This is a genomic window from Salinivibrio sp. MA440 (genome assembly GCF_001996265.1).
GTDB classification, from domain to species: domain Bacteria; phylum Pseudomonadota; class Gammaproteobacteria; order Enterobacterales; family Vibrionaceae; genus Salinivibrio; species Salinivibrio costicola.
In genome coordinates, this window is the sequence record NZ_MUFI01000046.1 from 1 (window position 1) to 13,531 (window position 13,531).

Below are 13,531 nucleotides of genomic sequence, written 5' to 3' on the forward strand. Positions count from 1 at the left end.
CGTGGGCGTTGGATGATTGAGGGGAGCTGCTCCTAGTACGAGAGGACCGGAGTGGACGAACCGCTGGTGTTCGGGTTGTGTCGCCAGACGCATTGCCCGGTAGCTAAGTTCGGCACAGATAAGCGCTGAAAGCATCTAAGCGCGAAGCTGGCCCCGAGATGAGTCATCCCTAGAGCTTCGAGCTCTCTAAAGGGTTGTYSTAGACKASRACGTTGATAGGCAGGGTGTGTAAGCGCTGTGAGGCGTTGAGCTAACCTGTACTAATTGCCCGTGCGGCTTAACCATACAACACCCAAGAGGTTTTGGGTTGGACTCGAAATAAGCCAGTTGATTGTGGCGAGAACGAACAGCTTTCTAGATACGTGTTTTGACTRAAAAGTGAAGACACACCAAATTTTGCTTGGCGACCATAGCGCTTTGGACCCACCTGAYTCCATGCCGAACTCAGTAGTGAAACGAAGCAGCGCCGATGGTAGTGTGGGGTCTCCCCATGTGAGAGTAGGACATCGCCAGGCTCTCATTGCTTATCTTGTTGATAGCTCGATGCTTTTGATATCTGCGATGCTCATGTATTGGCATACACTGCGCGTCTCGATTCAAAATCCTCATCGCATCAAACAAGATAATCTAATTAGAGCTTAATATTRGGCTTTAGTTAGCAAACATTTAAGCATCAAAGCAATTAAGTGTAAGACTTTGATGAGACAGAATTGGTGCGGAGTGGTAGTTCAGTTGGTTAGAATACCGGCCTGTCACGCCGGGGGTCGCGGGTTCGAGTCCCGTCCACTCCGCCACTACTTAGAAGCCCTAGCTGAAAAGCTGGGGTTTTTTGCGTTTAAGCCCTGAGTAAATAGCTGCTTATGTTAACCCCTAGGGTACCAATTGCGACATGTGCGAGCCTGAGTGCCTGAACGCAACCCCTTCATATTAGACTGTCATCTATTACTGTTAAGCACTTAGCGTTAGCTAATCGTTGTAGATGATGCAGACATAAAAAAGCGCCTTGCGGCGCTTTTAATGGTTTATGCCATGCCTTGGATGACCACAAACTTTTCTAGGAGCTGATCCTCGGTCTCGACATTATCGGGATCGGTGATAATGCACTTGGAGATCGGGCAAACCGACTGGCACGTCGGTTTGTCGTAATGGCCTTTACACTCGGTGCATAAATCGGGCTCGATCTCAAAGATCTCGGAACCCATCGAGATGGCCCCGTTGGGACACTCGGGCTCACACATGTCGCAGTTTATGCATCGGTCTGTTATTAATAGAGCCATGTTTCAAAAATCACTCTTTTTGGCGCCTATATCAAGCGCTTACGAATTACTTTTATTAACTGTTGTTTGCCTTGAGTTACTGAAGTGAACTTTATTTTTCCATGTTTAGTAACGCAAATCCGTAACGCATGGTATTTTTGACGTATTCAAAAAGTAGCATGTGTGAGCTTTACGGATGAGCCCCGTTCAAAGGCCTCTACAGTGACGCGCACTTTAACATAAACCTCAAAAACGGCCAAAAAAGTGATTATGAGCATGCTAGTGAGCGTCGGTCGAAGTATGAAAAGGCGAACTACCTGCGTGTCGATTTTAGTAAAACCGGTAAAGTCACCATATATGCCACGTTCCCAAAAGAGATGGGCTTGAAGGGACGCAAACTTGGGACCTGCCCAGAACTACAGCGCCCGATAGCTCGGGAACAAGCATACGAGATTGCTCATCAACCCTTACTCACAGAACCTGTCACACAAACCGTATCGATGTATTGAATATATGGCTCTAACCGAAGCGTAACAACTACGCTCCTGAGCTATTTATCAAGCTACGCCGCGTGAGGTACTTTGATCTGTCGTTCCTGGCATTGTTGGCTGCTAAGGTGGGCGAGAAATTTGCGTATGGTTTGGTAGAAAGCTAGATCCGCCCGAGGCGACGGCCTAGAAAGTCAAAAAGGTAGACCGCAAAAAGGTGCAAGCCGCACAAAAGCCGCCTGTGAGCTTTGCACCGCAAATCAATATTGCATCATCACTAGGGCAAAATAACGAAGAAATTGCCGAAATCGCAATGCGCAAAATGGAAGAGAAGTACGCTTACGCTACATCCGGCAATGACGTTACCACGCAGCTGGGGTATTCCGGTATTGATCAGGACTAAACCATGCACCACTTAGTTATTGGCGAGTTTGTGTTTAGCGTGGAGGATAAATCCCCTATCGCAAAATTCACTCGCACCACACCTGGTGCTTATACCGAACTAGGCGTAATCGATAACGCGCGCTCGGAACATACGGGCGACCGCTTGAAACCATCGACATTACTGCCAAGTGGCTGTAATACGGCGCCGCCGCGAACGTGGACGCCATTCGCAAACTGATCGATTCGCCGCAGTGGCCAAGGTAACAACCTCGGCCGCTGGACGATCAAAACTCGCACCGAAGGACGCAGCCGCGTCATCCACGACGGTCGCGCCATGTTCATTGTAGTTAATGGAGAAGCGGGGTTAACCGAGAGCCTTTGCCTTTTCCAGTAGTGCTCTGTATTGGTTAATTTCGTCAGAGACGCCAAAGCGAACAAACCAATCATTTGGGTCTCTGTCTCCAGAGTCAAAAAATGATCCACTGTTAGCTTGATCAGGCAGAAGAATACCTCTATTCAAAAATGACTGATGCATCATCAGTATAATTTCTGGAGAAGTATCATTGTCTTCCAGCGGGTATTTATTAGAAACCAAGTGAATATCGTAAAGCCTTTCTGTGAATTTCTCTGTTTTAACAAGAGAAAGGTAGACGCTTACTGCTTGATCGCTTAACCCGGTAAAACCATGAACAAAACGCTCCTTTTGCGCGCCATCCAGCCGGCAGTCAGGGTCATTGAGCATGAGCAGCGCGATGGCTTTAATCAAGATCTCACTCGGTGTGTTAAGGGCTGCTTCTATGTACTCGACAGCTTGCTCTCGAAAGTGAGGATCGTGACATAACGTATCAAAACTCTTCTGATCTGATTCATCCATACACGACCAAGCCAACTCCAACCCTTGTGCAAGCTTATCTGCACGGTGTTTGCCTCGGTATGCATCGTAGGCTCTTACAAGTTGAACCGCGGACTGAGCTTGCGGCAACCCAGGTACCAATGAAGCAACAAGATTGTGCAGTGGCGAAATTAACCCTTTATCCATTTTTCCTCACTAGGTATGTATTGCGATGAGTGTATAAGCCAAACACGGTGAGCTCGTCACCGATTTACTATTCAAACAGTTCAGTCGCACTAAAAACATATCACGAGTGGCTAAAATCGTGCTGGTTAAACTTCCTATCACCTGTCTCGGTTGAAAAAACGATCGCCGCTTAGCCCTTTCCCCGCCTGACCTCACAGGCTTTCTTATGATAAACCTCAGAGAATGATAATGATGATGGACAATTTTTGCCAAAATGGGCAGATCTCGCCCGATCTTTCGCGTGTGGCGCGCACGTATCCGCATCAACTTAAATCCATCAAGTTGAGCAAGACGCAACTCAAAGTGCTTCAATCAATCAGGAATAGTGAACGTGTAACGGCTTGGATGATCTCGGAGCGATGCGAGCTATCGCAATCATTCACAAGCACATTACTAAAGCGGCTTTATGATAAATGTTTTTTGAGACGGCAATCAGTTGTTGCCGATTCGGGTGGAGTGGCTTACGAGTATTTCAAGTGACAACGCAAAAGGAGCAGCACAACGGCCGCTCCTTTTACACATGCTCAAGGGTAATGGGTCCTTCTGAGGCCTATATCTTTGCAAACGAGGCAGACCCGCGAGAAATAAAAATTTTTCGGCCTCCTAGGTCATCACCACCAATCTAACAGCAAACCTCATATTGTCCAATATTCTTTATTAGCGTTATGCGTAACGCTTATAAGAAACTGACGCTTATTCTCTTTTATTGGTAAATCTATCATTAATATGCTTAGCTTTAGTGTGTGAGTAGTCAGCAATTAGCTCGACTGCATCATATTCAAATGAGTCTTGTGGTAATGACTCTAAAACGAGCAGTAAAGAATTTGAGATTTTCTCGAGTACATCTTTAGCATTTTCCATTGCGAATTCACCTAGTTACAACTGATTGATTATTTATGTTGTTTTCGCCGTTATGTTACGGCGCAAGGCATGGACTATGTAGAGGCAAGATGCCTCGGTTGATTCTTGAACCATGATCACGATTGCATAAAGACAAAAAAGCCGACAATTACCTTCGACACATCCGGCGGTTCGTGGCTGAATCAGATCGCGCGGCGGTAATTTACAAGTACAATAATTTGTACTTTGTAAATAGCGCGGTCACCGGAAAAGTTGGTGACAATGTTCTCGCGTTCAAAAGAGAGCATCCACATCTCGCAAAACACTATGCACACCAAGTAAGACAAATACTGTCTAACCAATCAATTATTGAAACACTTGATTACATTTGCGGCACCGAGCACGCGCAAGCTGCGATTTACCGGATGCAGAAAAGGCCTATCTATCTCGGCGGAAAAACGATCGGCGCGGTGTTTGAAGGGGTGCAATTAAAAAAAGCGGAGCTTGCGCTTTACCAGGCACTAAACATTGCCACGTCAGAACATATAAACGATGTAAGTTTCACTCAGGCCGAAGCAATGGCATTGGTTGCACTCAAATCCGGCTACAACGCAAGACAAGTTAGCGACATGCTAGGCGCGACGCACAAAGCTGTTCGTTCCAGAATTGAAAGAGTGATGGCAAAGTTGGATGTAAGAAATAGAGACGAGCTATTAGAGGCCGTACGTCATCCAAAAGCGATCACGGCAATTACCACGGCACTGATCACTGAAAGCTTCTCAGTGCAAATCAGTTAAAGCGAGCCCGCATTCCCAATAGCGCAAACTTTAACCTTTAAGTGACTGTTTCTATTTGCAATAACGCCGTGCAAATAGGCGCGCAGTAACGCAACGCGCTCGAGCGCAACTAGTGCCAGTAACGCAAACATAAGAAGCCAAAGATCAGCTCTAAAAATAAGAAAAAGTGCGTTACGCTCGAACGAGTAACGCACTTAATGCAGAAATAGCGCGTAACGCTAAAAGTAACGCACTTTTGTAAGTCGCTGTTAATTAGTGATATTTATGCCACGCTCACACATGTCGCAGTTTATGCATTTATCGGTGATGAGTAGTGCCATATTACTTACCCGATGGGTTACGCGTATCCTGGCCTGATTGTAGGTTACGCATCAGTAGCGCGTACTCTAGATCCATATCAGCGGGCACGGGAATAAACACGAAATGGCCGCTGCCTTTGGCATCGTCGATCGCTTCTGATTTGCGGTTTTCCATCGCCTCTAAGGTGAAATGCACATTGCCGCGTGGCGTCATTAGCTCCATGCTGTCACCGAGCATAAATTTATTCTTCACTTCCACTTCGGCCAGATCGCCTCGACGCTTGCCAGTGAATTCGCCGACAAATTGCTGCTGCTCAGAAATCGAGTAACCATAGTCGTAGTTTTGATAGCTATCGTGGGTATGACGGCGCAAAAAGCCTTCGGTATAGCCTCGGTGTGCAAGGTTCTCGAGGGTATTCATCAGGCTCTCATCGAATGGTTTACCGGCCACGGCATCATCAATGGCTTGGCGATACACCTGTGCTGTGCGTGCGCAGTAATAGAACGACTTAGTACGGCCTTCGATTTTGAGCGAATGAACGCCCATTTGCGTAAGCCGTTCAACGTGCTGAATGGCGCGCAAGTCTTTTGAGTTCATGATGTAGGTGCCGTGCTCATCTTCGTATGCCGCCATTAACTCACCGGGACGTCCACCTTCTTCGAGCAATACTACGTCATCAACCGGCTCGCCTTTACCAAGTGTGGGAGTCACTTCTTGAACTTGTACCACCTGGCCAGCATCGTCTTCTTTGCCTTGATGGACTTTGTAGTCCCAGCGGCAAGCATTGGTGCAGGTACCTTGGTTTGGATCGCGCTTATTAATATAGCCTGATAGCAAACAACGACCAGAATACGCCATACAGAGCGCACCGTGAACAAACACCTCAAGCTCCATTTCAGGGCAGTGTTGGCGGATGTCTTCGATCTCTTCCAGTGATAATTCACGCGATAAGATCACACGCTCAATGCCTTGTTGTTGCCAAAACTTAACCGTGGCCCAGTTAATCGCATTAGCTTGCACGGAGAGATGAATCGGCATATCAGGAAAATGTTCGCGGACCATCATGATAAGGCCAGGATCCGACATGATCAGCGCATCAGGACCCATATCAATGATAGGTTTAAGATCACGAATAAAGGTTTTAAGCTTTGCGTTGTGCGGCTGAATGTTGCAAACCACGTAGAATCTTTTTCCCTGCGCATGGGCTTCGTCGATCCCAATTTTTAGGTTGTCGTGGTTAAATTCATTGTTGCGCACACGCAGGCTATAGCGTGGTTGACCGGCGTAAACAGCGTCAGCCCCGTAGGCAAACGCGTAGCGCATGTTCTTTAGGCTACCGGCGGGAGAGAGTAATTCTGGCGTCAACATAATTCCAAGCTTGAGTCTGAGTGTAAGTCAGGCACCTTCACGTTGAAGGTGAGTGTGGGCGCCATTTTACTGTGACATTGCCCACACTACCAGCCGAATTTACCTAATCTTTGTAAGGGTTAATGCGGTAAAGGATTAGTCGGTTTTCAGTCCGCCTAGCGCGGTAAATATGCCATCGAGTAAGGTGTCGAGCTCACCACACATGAGTGATAAATCTGCATCAAGGCGAGCAGCGATATCTTCGCGGTCAATATCGGCGTTTTGATCGCGGATTTCCTCTGAGAATTTGAGCCGCTTTAGGCTAAGATCGTCGCCAAGAACGAAGTGAACTTGCTCTTGCCAATCCATCGATAACTTAGTGACTTGTTTGTCTGCCTCAAGGTGCGCTTGGATCTCATCACTGGTGAGATCTTGCTGCTTACATTTGATCACCCCACCTTCTTCGAGTAGCGCTTTAAGCTCGGCCTCATCACCGAGGTGGAAGCCTTGTGGGGCTTGGCCTTGCTTGACCCATTCTGTCATCGCTTGCTCGGTTGGTGTTTCCGTTTCAACCGGCACCACGGGCAAACTGCCAATCGATTTACGTAATAGGGCGAGCAGCTCTTCCCCTTTTTTAATGCTTGCCGCATCAACGAGGATCAAGCCTTTATCGGCCATAATCAGCGCACACATCTGGCTTTGGCGAGTAAACGCGCGTGGTAATAGTTCCATGACCACATCGTCTTTTAAGCTGTCTTTCTCGCGCTTTTTCAAGCGTTGACCCTGCGCTTGCTCCATGGCGTCCACTTTTTCTTCCAAGGCATCTTTAATGACCGAGGCAGGTAAGAGCTTTTCTTCTTTGCGCGCGCGGATCAGAATATTGTTACCGCTGATATGGGTGAGCATATCGCCGTGTTTACCCAACGCATGATCCCAGCCAAATTTTTGCATGTCTTGGCTGCCACACGGGGTAAAATCGAATTCTTTCAGCTGGCTTTCCAACTGAGCGGGATCGAGAGGAATATCACGGGTGAGACGATAGACGAGTAAATTCTTAAACCAAATCATGGCGAGGCTTTATCCATCCTGTTGTGAGAAAGGCAACATGGTATTGCATTCACTCTCGAATGTCGCTGCAATTAGCGTAGAATTTAACCCTACTCGCGTGTTGTGCGAGATGCACTTGCCGAACGCTCAAATAAAATGGATTACCCCAGCTGTGTTAAAAATCATTCATACCTCCGACTGGCACCTTGGTCATCAGCTTCACGGTTACGATCGTCAATATGAACATCAAGTCTTTCTCGATTGGCTCAAGCAATGTCTCATTGATGAGCAAGCCGATGCATTGTTAGTGGCCGGTGATGTGTTTGATACGGCGAATCCACCGGCAAGCGCATGGCGGATGCTGTATCGCTTTTTAGCCGACATAGCAAAAGCGTTGCCCCATTTAAATGTGGTGATCACCGGGGGAAATCATGATTCACCTAGCAAACTCGACGCCCCACATGAGCTTCTAAAAGCCTTTGATTTACACTTAATTGGTGCCATTGCCCGCGATAATGATGGGCGTTTAGACACCGAACGCATGATGGTACCGATCACTGATAACAGTGGCGAGACGGCAGCATGGATACTCGCGGTGCCTTTTTTACGCAGTGGTGATTTGCGTACTGAAGGGTTGGGAGAAGAGGATGATCGTCTCATCGAAGGGGTTCGACAGGTTTATCAGCAAACCGAACAAGCGGCGCGCGCTAAGTGCAAAGGGATGCAGGCATTGATCGCGATGGGGCATGTGTATATGGCCAGTGGTGAATTATCTGAGATGTCAGAGCGGCGTATTCTAGGTGGTAATCAGCATGCGCTGCCCGCTGATATTTTCAGTGACGATGTGGCCTATGTCGCGCTTGGGCATTTGCATTTAGCTCAGCAAGTCGCCAAACAAACACGGATTCGTTATTGCGGCTCACCGCTTCCCCTATCACTGTCAGAGCGCCATTATCGGCATCAAGTGTTGGCCGTTACATTAGAAGGTAACCAACTGCAGAGTGTGACGCCTCACATTGTCCCGCGTGCCGTGGATCTCTGGCGGGTGCCAGAAAAAGCTGCGCCACTTGACACTGTGTTAGCGAGCTTGGCAGCGTTGGCGCCGCAAGATTTGCCGCTCGCTCAGCAACCCTTACTCGATGTGCCTGTGCTGTTAGATAAACCACAGCCGATGTTACGCGAGAAGATTTTAGCCGTGCTTGAGGACAAACCTGTGCGTCTGGCAAAGATTACGCCGCATTATCGTGAGACGTCTCAAGATACGGGCTTTCGCCAGCAACACCTTTCCGACGTAGAACCGTTTCAGGTATTGCGTCATGGCTGGCAGCAAAAATACCAAGGTGAACCGGATGAGGCGTTATCGGCGACGTTTTCTCACTTATTGGAGCAATTGGAACAGGACGAGGACCAATAAATCATGAAAATTCTGGCATTGCGTGGCGAGAATTTAGCCAGTATTCAATACCCGTTTGCGTTGGACTTCTCCCAAGGCCCACTCGGTGATAGCGGTTTGTTTGCCATCACGGGGAAAACGGGCGCAGGAAAATCGACGCTTTTGGATGCGATTTGTTTGGCGCTCTACGATAAGATCCCGCGTTTTCAATCCAATAAAAAACACGATGCCGATATTGGTTTGGGCGACCCGGCAACCCGCGTTAAAGCCAATGACGTTCGGAGTATTTTGTCTCGAGGCAAAGGCGAAGGTTATGCCGAAGTCGACTTTCTTGCTCATGATGGCAGCCGCTGGCGTGCACATTGGTCGGTGCGTCGTGCGCGAGGAAAAGCAGACGGTCGGATCCAAGCCAGTGAGCACTGGTTACAAAACCTGACCACAGACCAGCGTATTGCGGGCAAAAAACAAGAAGTGCTGAGCGAGATAGAGCGTCTAGTGGGGCTCAGTTATGAGCAATTCCGCCGTGCGGTAATGTTACCGCAGGGGGATTTTGCTGCGTTTCTAAAAGCCTCGGCAGATGACAGAGCGGCGTTGCTTGAACGTATGACAGGCACCGAAATCTACAGCCGTTTGTCGCAAATGGCGCATGAGCGTGCGCGTGAAGAAAAAAACGCGCTGGATCAGCTCACCCAACAGCTTGGGGATATTAACATACTCAGTGATGACGAAGAGCAACAACTGCACCAAGCGCAACAAACGTGTCAGCAGCAGATTCAAACGCAGCAACGACAATTAAAAAAACTGAACGATTATCGCCAGCAGCACACGCATTTGGCGCAGGCGGAACAAGGGCTCGCCGCTGCCCAAAAAGCCTTGGATGAAGCCAGTGACGCGCGAAAAGGGGTGGCGGCGCGGCGGCAAAAACTGGATGACATTGCGCGCGTGCAAGTGGCCAGAGACGATTGGCAGGCTGTGCAAACGCGTCAATGGCAGCAGCAGGCATTAACGCAGGATCTTATTCACTTGGCGCGCGAAGAGCGAGCGATAGCCGACGATTATGAGGTGCAAGCCGCGCACTGGCAAGACGCTAACCGAGGGGTCACGGAAGCGGAGCAAGCTTGGGCTGATATCGAACCTAAAATACGTGAGGCGCAGCAGCTAGATACGCAGTTGGCAGGATTAGACAGCCAAATGCATGAGCAAAATATGGCGCTGAATGCACAACAGCAAAAGTACCTGCATGCCCAGCAAACACTCTCGCAAACGCGTGAAAAATCTCAACAACAGGCGCAGCGAGCGCGCGTATTAGAGCAGGAGATTGCGCGTTACGGGGACTTTTCACATATTGCTGAGCATTATCAGCCAGTATTCGACAATCTTCGCCAATACTTAGACTGCCAAGACACCCTGACCGCGTTACAAGAAGAATATCAAACGCGTTACCGCCAACGTCAGCAGTGGGCACCACAACGAGAGAAAATCGACCAAGATATTGCGCAGGTCGATGACAGCAGCGTGCAATTGAAAACCAAGCGTCAGGCGGCAAACCCTGAATCCTTGTTCGCGGCACAAGAAGCCGACCAAGCACGTTATGCCAAGCTTCAGCAGCAAAAACGGCAACAAGAGTCACTGCTCCATGAGGCGCAAAATTGGCAATATTGGCAAGAACGCTGCCAGCATAACCATGTAGAGTTTGAAAAGCATGAAGCGATTTATCGCGACAGCCAAACGCATTTAGACCGACTTAAAGAGACGCTGACCCGTGAACAGGCCCAGGTTGATGAAGCGCAACATAGCTTGCAACAAGCAATGGCTGTTGTCGAGTTAGACGATCTTCGTCAAGCGCTGAAAGAGGGCGATCCGTGTCCGTTATGTGGGGCAACTGAGCATCCTTACTTGCATCACGCACCGGCAATTGAAGGCATGATCGCGCAGCAACAGTCGCGTGTCGATGCGTTGCAAGCCTCTTATAATCAACACAACGCCGAATACTATTACTGGCAAAAACAGCATCAACACAGCCAGCATGTCTGTGCCGAACTACGGGAGCAGGGCTTAGTATGGCAGGCTGAGCGTCAGCAGTATGAGGACGGGCTACGCGACGCAATGGTAGAGCTTGGGTGGCAGTTGGCGCCTGAACAACCCCTCGATGAGACGTTGAGCGAGATAGAAGCGCACGCAAAACAAACCGACAGCGACTATCACGCTTGTTATCAGGCGATCACTGCACGTCAACACCAGTTAGCGCAAATTCAGCAAATGGATGCCGCGTTGAGTGATTTACAACACGCACGAGAACAGCTTGTTGCGCGCCGACATCAACTGGATCAGTCATTGACCGAGTGTGAGACGCGGCTGAGCGCCATTGATGAGCAGTGGCAGCAACAACACGAACAGCTGACGCGCGTGAGCCAAGCGCTTGATCAGCAACTCGGTGCAGGACAGTGGCTCACAAGCCTGCAACAGGTGGGCGCCGCACGTTATATTCGCCAGATGGAGCAAAAAATTCAGGGCTATCGTGCGCTGCAGGACGAAAAAACATCGCTTGCCACGCAAAAACAACAGATAGAGACCGAGCTAGCGTCATTAACCCAGCAGTGTCAGAGCCTGTCAGAGGACACGCAGGCACGGCAAGCGCAATTAGTGAATCTGGCGCAAGCGCATCAACAGCGCAGCGCGGCGCGTCAGGCGTTGATCCCCGATTCAGACTTGGCGGCGCTTGAACAGGCGTATAAATCAGCAATCGAGGCGCAAAAGACTAAGCGTGCGCAGGCTGAGCAAGCCTATAGCCAAGCCAGTGAAAAGCGGGCAGGGGTACAGGCACGTCAGCAAACCTTGCGCCAACAACAGCAAGAGGCTGCGCAACAGTATCGCGCCAGTGTTCGACGTTGGGTCCAATGGCAGCCGACACTAGCCATGCATCAATACGACATCCTCCACGCTTTATCTTACTCTGAAACCTGGCGAGCCAGTGAGCGGGAAGCGATCAGTGAAGTAGAAGCGGCTTACCAAGAAGCTAACACGCGCTTAGACGAACGTCAGCAACAATTAACCCATTGCCAGCAGGCGATTGCCGCGGCGCAAGTGTGGTTTGATGAGCAGCAGCTACCGGATGATGATGCCGCGTTGACCGCCCAGCACGATGCCTGGCAACACGCGTTAGAAGACGCCGAGCAGCAGCTGTTTACCTTGCGTCACCAATTAACCGAATCAGAGAAGGCCAAACAGCAGGCCGGATCGCTGACCGAGAAAATTGACGCGCAGCGTAGCCAAACGGAGCAGTGGTTAAAACTGGCCGATTTAATTGGCTCGGCCAGCGGAGCTAAATTCCGTAATCTCGCACAATCGCTGACGCTGGCGCAGCTGGTCGAGATTGCCAATGAGCATTTGGCCTCATTATCACCTCGTTATGCGTTACAAACCGTGCCCGATAGCTTACTGGCGTTGCAAGTCGTTGATCATGATATGGGCGATGAAGTACGCAGTGTTGAGTCCTTATCTGGCGGTGAAAGCTTTCTGGTCTCTTTGTCACTGGCGCTTGCGCTGGCATCATTAGCGGCGGATACACGGCAACTTGGATCCTTATTCATAGACGAGGGCTTTGGCACACTGGATCCGGAAAGCCTGGAAATGGCGTTGGCCTGTTTAGACACCTTACAAGCCGACGGGCGGCAAATTGGGGTCATTTCCCATGTAGGCACACTGGTTGAGCGCATCGGTGCGCAAGTGCGCGTCGATAGTCAAGGTGGAGGCGCTAGCCGCGTCCTGGTCACACAGCAAGGTGTTGGTTAGGTCACAGCCTGTTAACACAACGCGAAATTTGCTCGCGTCGGGTCACAAAAATGTCATAATAAATGCACATAATGGCGCCAGTTAAATGATAACACTAGGTAATTATCATGGTTAGACGGATTCTCGTTGTTGAAGACGAAGCCCCCATTCGCGAGATGCTTTGTTTTGTCTTAGAGCAAAAAGGCTATCAAACGGTTGAGGCAGAAGACTACGACTCAGCGCTGGCGCAAATATGCGAGCCTTACCCAGAAATGATCCTCATGGATTGGATGTTACCTGGTGGATCTGGACTCAACTTGATTAAACATTTGAAGCGTGAAGAGCTTACGCGTCAAATCCCAGTGGTGATGCTGACTGCTCGGGGCGAAGAAGAAGATAAAGTTCGAGGCCTTGAAGTGGGTGCCGATGATTACATCACCAAGCCTTTCTCACCGAAAGAGTTAATCGCACGACTGAAAGCGGTCATGCGGCGTGTCTCACCGACCACGTTGGAAGATGTGATTGAAGTGCAAGGTTTAAAACTCGACCCGGTTTCACACCGTGTTACAGCGAATGATGATCCCCTTGATATGGGGCCAACCGAGTTCAAACTTCTACATTTTTTTATGACTCACCAAGAGCGTGTCTATAGCCGTGAACAGCTGCTTAACAATGTTTGGGGCACCAATGTTTACGTTGAAGATAGAACGGTTGATGTGCATATTCGTCGCCTGAGAAAGGTGTTAGAGGCGGGTGGACATGCTAAGTTAGTACAAACCGTTCGTGGGGCGGGGTATCGCTTCTCAACACGTAGCTAGAACATCCCTTTA

10 protein-coding genes, 1 tRNA gene and 2 rRNA genes are annotated in these 13,531 nt (G+C 49.3%); 9 read left to right on the plus strand and 4 right to left on the minus strand.

Features of this window, described 5'->3' with window-relative positions:
* From BZG80_RS12990 to BZG80_RS13000, 3 genes are all read left to right on the plus strand, one after another.
* Positions 1–285: ribosomal RNA gene (locus BZG80_RS12990) — 23S ribosomal RNA — on the plus strand; the annotation flags it as partial.
* Positions 286–399: 114 nt separating this feature from the next.
* Positions 400–515 (plus strand): 5S ribosomal RNA (rrf, locus tag BZG80_RS12995).
* 202 nt (positions 516–717) lie between these two features.
* Positions 718–794: transfer RNA gene (locus BZG80_RS13000), tRNA-Asp, on the plus strand.
* A 228-nt stretch (positions 795–1,022) separates the two neighbouring features.
* On the opposite strand, the gene BZG80_RS13005 is transcribed toward BZG80_RS13000, so the two are convergent.
* Positions 1,023–1,277 (minus strand): YfhL family 4Fe-4S dicluster ferredoxin, encoded by a 255-nt coding sequence (locus tag BZG80_RS13005; RefSeq protein WP_077522394.1) that lies wholly within the window; start codon positions 1,275–1,277, stop codon positions 1,023–1,025.
* A 684-nt stretch (positions 1,278–1,961) separates the two neighbouring features.
* Here BZG80_RS13005 and BZG80_RS13015 point away from each other — a divergent pair.
* Positions 1,962–2,147, plus strand: a complete 186-nt coding sequence (locus tag BZG80_RS13015) for a hypothetical protein (protein ID WP_077679546.1) — start codon at positions 1,962–1,964, stop codon at positions 2,145–2,147.
* Between the two features lie 345 nt (positions 2,148–2,492).
* Here the strand turns inward: BZG80_RS13015 and BZG80_RS13025 are convergent, their stop codons facing one another.
* Positions 2,493–3,167 (minus strand): hypothetical protein, encoded by a 675-nt coding sequence (locus tag BZG80_RS13025; RefSeq protein WP_077661678.1) that lies wholly within the window; start codon positions 3,165–3,167, stop codon positions 2,493–2,495.
* A gap of 234 nt (positions 3,168–3,401) precedes the next feature.
* On the opposite strand from BZG80_RS13025, the gene BZG80_RS13030 reads away from it, so the two are divergent.
* Positions 3,402–3,686, plus strand: coding sequence for a MarR family transcriptional regulator (locus tag BZG80_RS13030; RefSeq protein ID WP_077679547.1), 285 nt, complete (start codon positions 3,402–3,404; stop codon positions 3,684–3,686).
* Positions 3,687–4,240: 554 nt separating this feature from the next.
* On the plus strand, positions 4,241–4,843 hold the full coding sequence (locus BZG80_RS13035; protein ID WP_131827560.1) for a helix-turn-helix transcriptional regulator: 603 nt from the start codon (positions 4,241–4,243) through the stop codon (positions 4,841–4,843).
* 321 nt (positions 4,844–5,164) lie between these two features.
* On the opposite strand, the gene trhP is transcribed toward BZG80_RS13035, so the two are convergent.
* Together trhP and rdgC are read right to left on the minus strand one after the other, a co-directional pair.
* A complete protein-coding gene (gene trhP, locus BZG80_RS13040; RefSeq protein ID WP_021022890.1) occupies positions 5,165–6,511 on the minus strand; it encodes a prephenate-dependent tRNA uridine(34) hydroxylase TrhP in 1,347 nt (448 codons plus the stop codon).
* A 135-nt stretch (positions 6,512–6,646) separates the two neighbouring features.
* Positions 6,647–7,555 (minus strand): recombination-associated protein RdgC, encoded by a 909-nt coding sequence (gene rdgC, locus BZG80_RS13045; protein WP_198532954.1) that lies wholly within the window; start codon positions 7,553–7,555, stop codon positions 6,647–6,649.
* A gap of 40 nt (positions 7,556–7,595) precedes the next feature.
* Between rdgC and BZG80_RS13050 the strand changes: the two genes are divergently transcribed.
* The 3 genes from BZG80_RS13050 to phoB all read left to right on the plus strand — a co-directional run bounded on the left by BZG80_RS13050 (position 7,596) and on the right by phoB (position 13,519).
* Complete coding sequence (locus BZG80_RS13050) at positions 7,596–8,951, plus strand: exonuclease SbcCD subunit D C-terminal domain-containing protein (RefSeq protein WP_241833912.1); 1,356 nt, start codon at positions 7,596–7,598, stop codon at positions 8,949–8,951.
* A 3-nt stretch (positions 8,952–8,954) separates the two neighbouring features.
* A complete protein-coding gene (locus tag BZG80_RS13055) occupies positions 8,955–12,722 on the plus strand; it encodes an AAA family ATPase (protein ID WP_077679549.1) in 3,768 nt (1,255 codons plus the stop codon).
* 107 nt (positions 12,723–12,829) lie between these two features.
* The gene (gene phoB / locus BZG80_RS13060) at positions 12,830–13,519 is read left to right on the plus strand and encodes a phosphate regulon transcriptional regulator PhoB (protein WP_021022894.1); all 690 of its coding nucleotides are present in this window, start codon (positions 12,830–12,832) and stop codon (positions 13,517–13,519) included.
* Positions 13,520–13,531 lie beyond the last annotated feature (12 nt).

What these genes read in the sequence shown, in the direction of transcription:
- BZG80_RS13050 (WP_241833912.1), top strand. Translation starts at nt 7,596, where the DNA reads ATGGTATTGCATTCACTCTCGAATGTCGCTGCAATTAGCGTAGAATTT.
- BZG80_RS13055 (WP_077679549.1), top strand. Translation starts at nt 8,955, where the DNA reads ATGAAAATTCTGGCATTGCGTGGCGAGAATTTAGCCAGTATTCAATAC.
- BZG80_RS13025 (WP_077661678.1), bottom strand. Translation starts at nt 3,167, where the DNA reads ATGGATAAAGGGTTAATTTCGCCACTGCACAATCTTGTTGCTTCATTG.
- trhP (WP_021022890.1), bottom strand. Translation starts at nt 6,511, where the DNA reads ATGTTGACGCCAGAATTACTCTCTCCCGCCGGTAGCCTAAAGAACATG.
- BZG80_RS13030 (WP_077679547.1), top strand. Translation starts at nt 3,402, where the DNA reads ATGGACAATTTTTGCCAAAATGGGCAGATCTCGCCCGATCTTTCGCGT.
- phoB (WP_021022894.1), top strand. Translation starts at nt 12,830, where the DNA reads ATGGTTAGACGGATTCTCGTTGTTGAAGACGAAGCCCCCATTCGCGAG.
- BZG80_RS13005 (WP_077522394.1), bottom strand. Translation starts at nt 1,277, where the DNA reads ATGGCTCTATTAATAACAGACCGATGCATAAACTGCGACATGTGTGAG.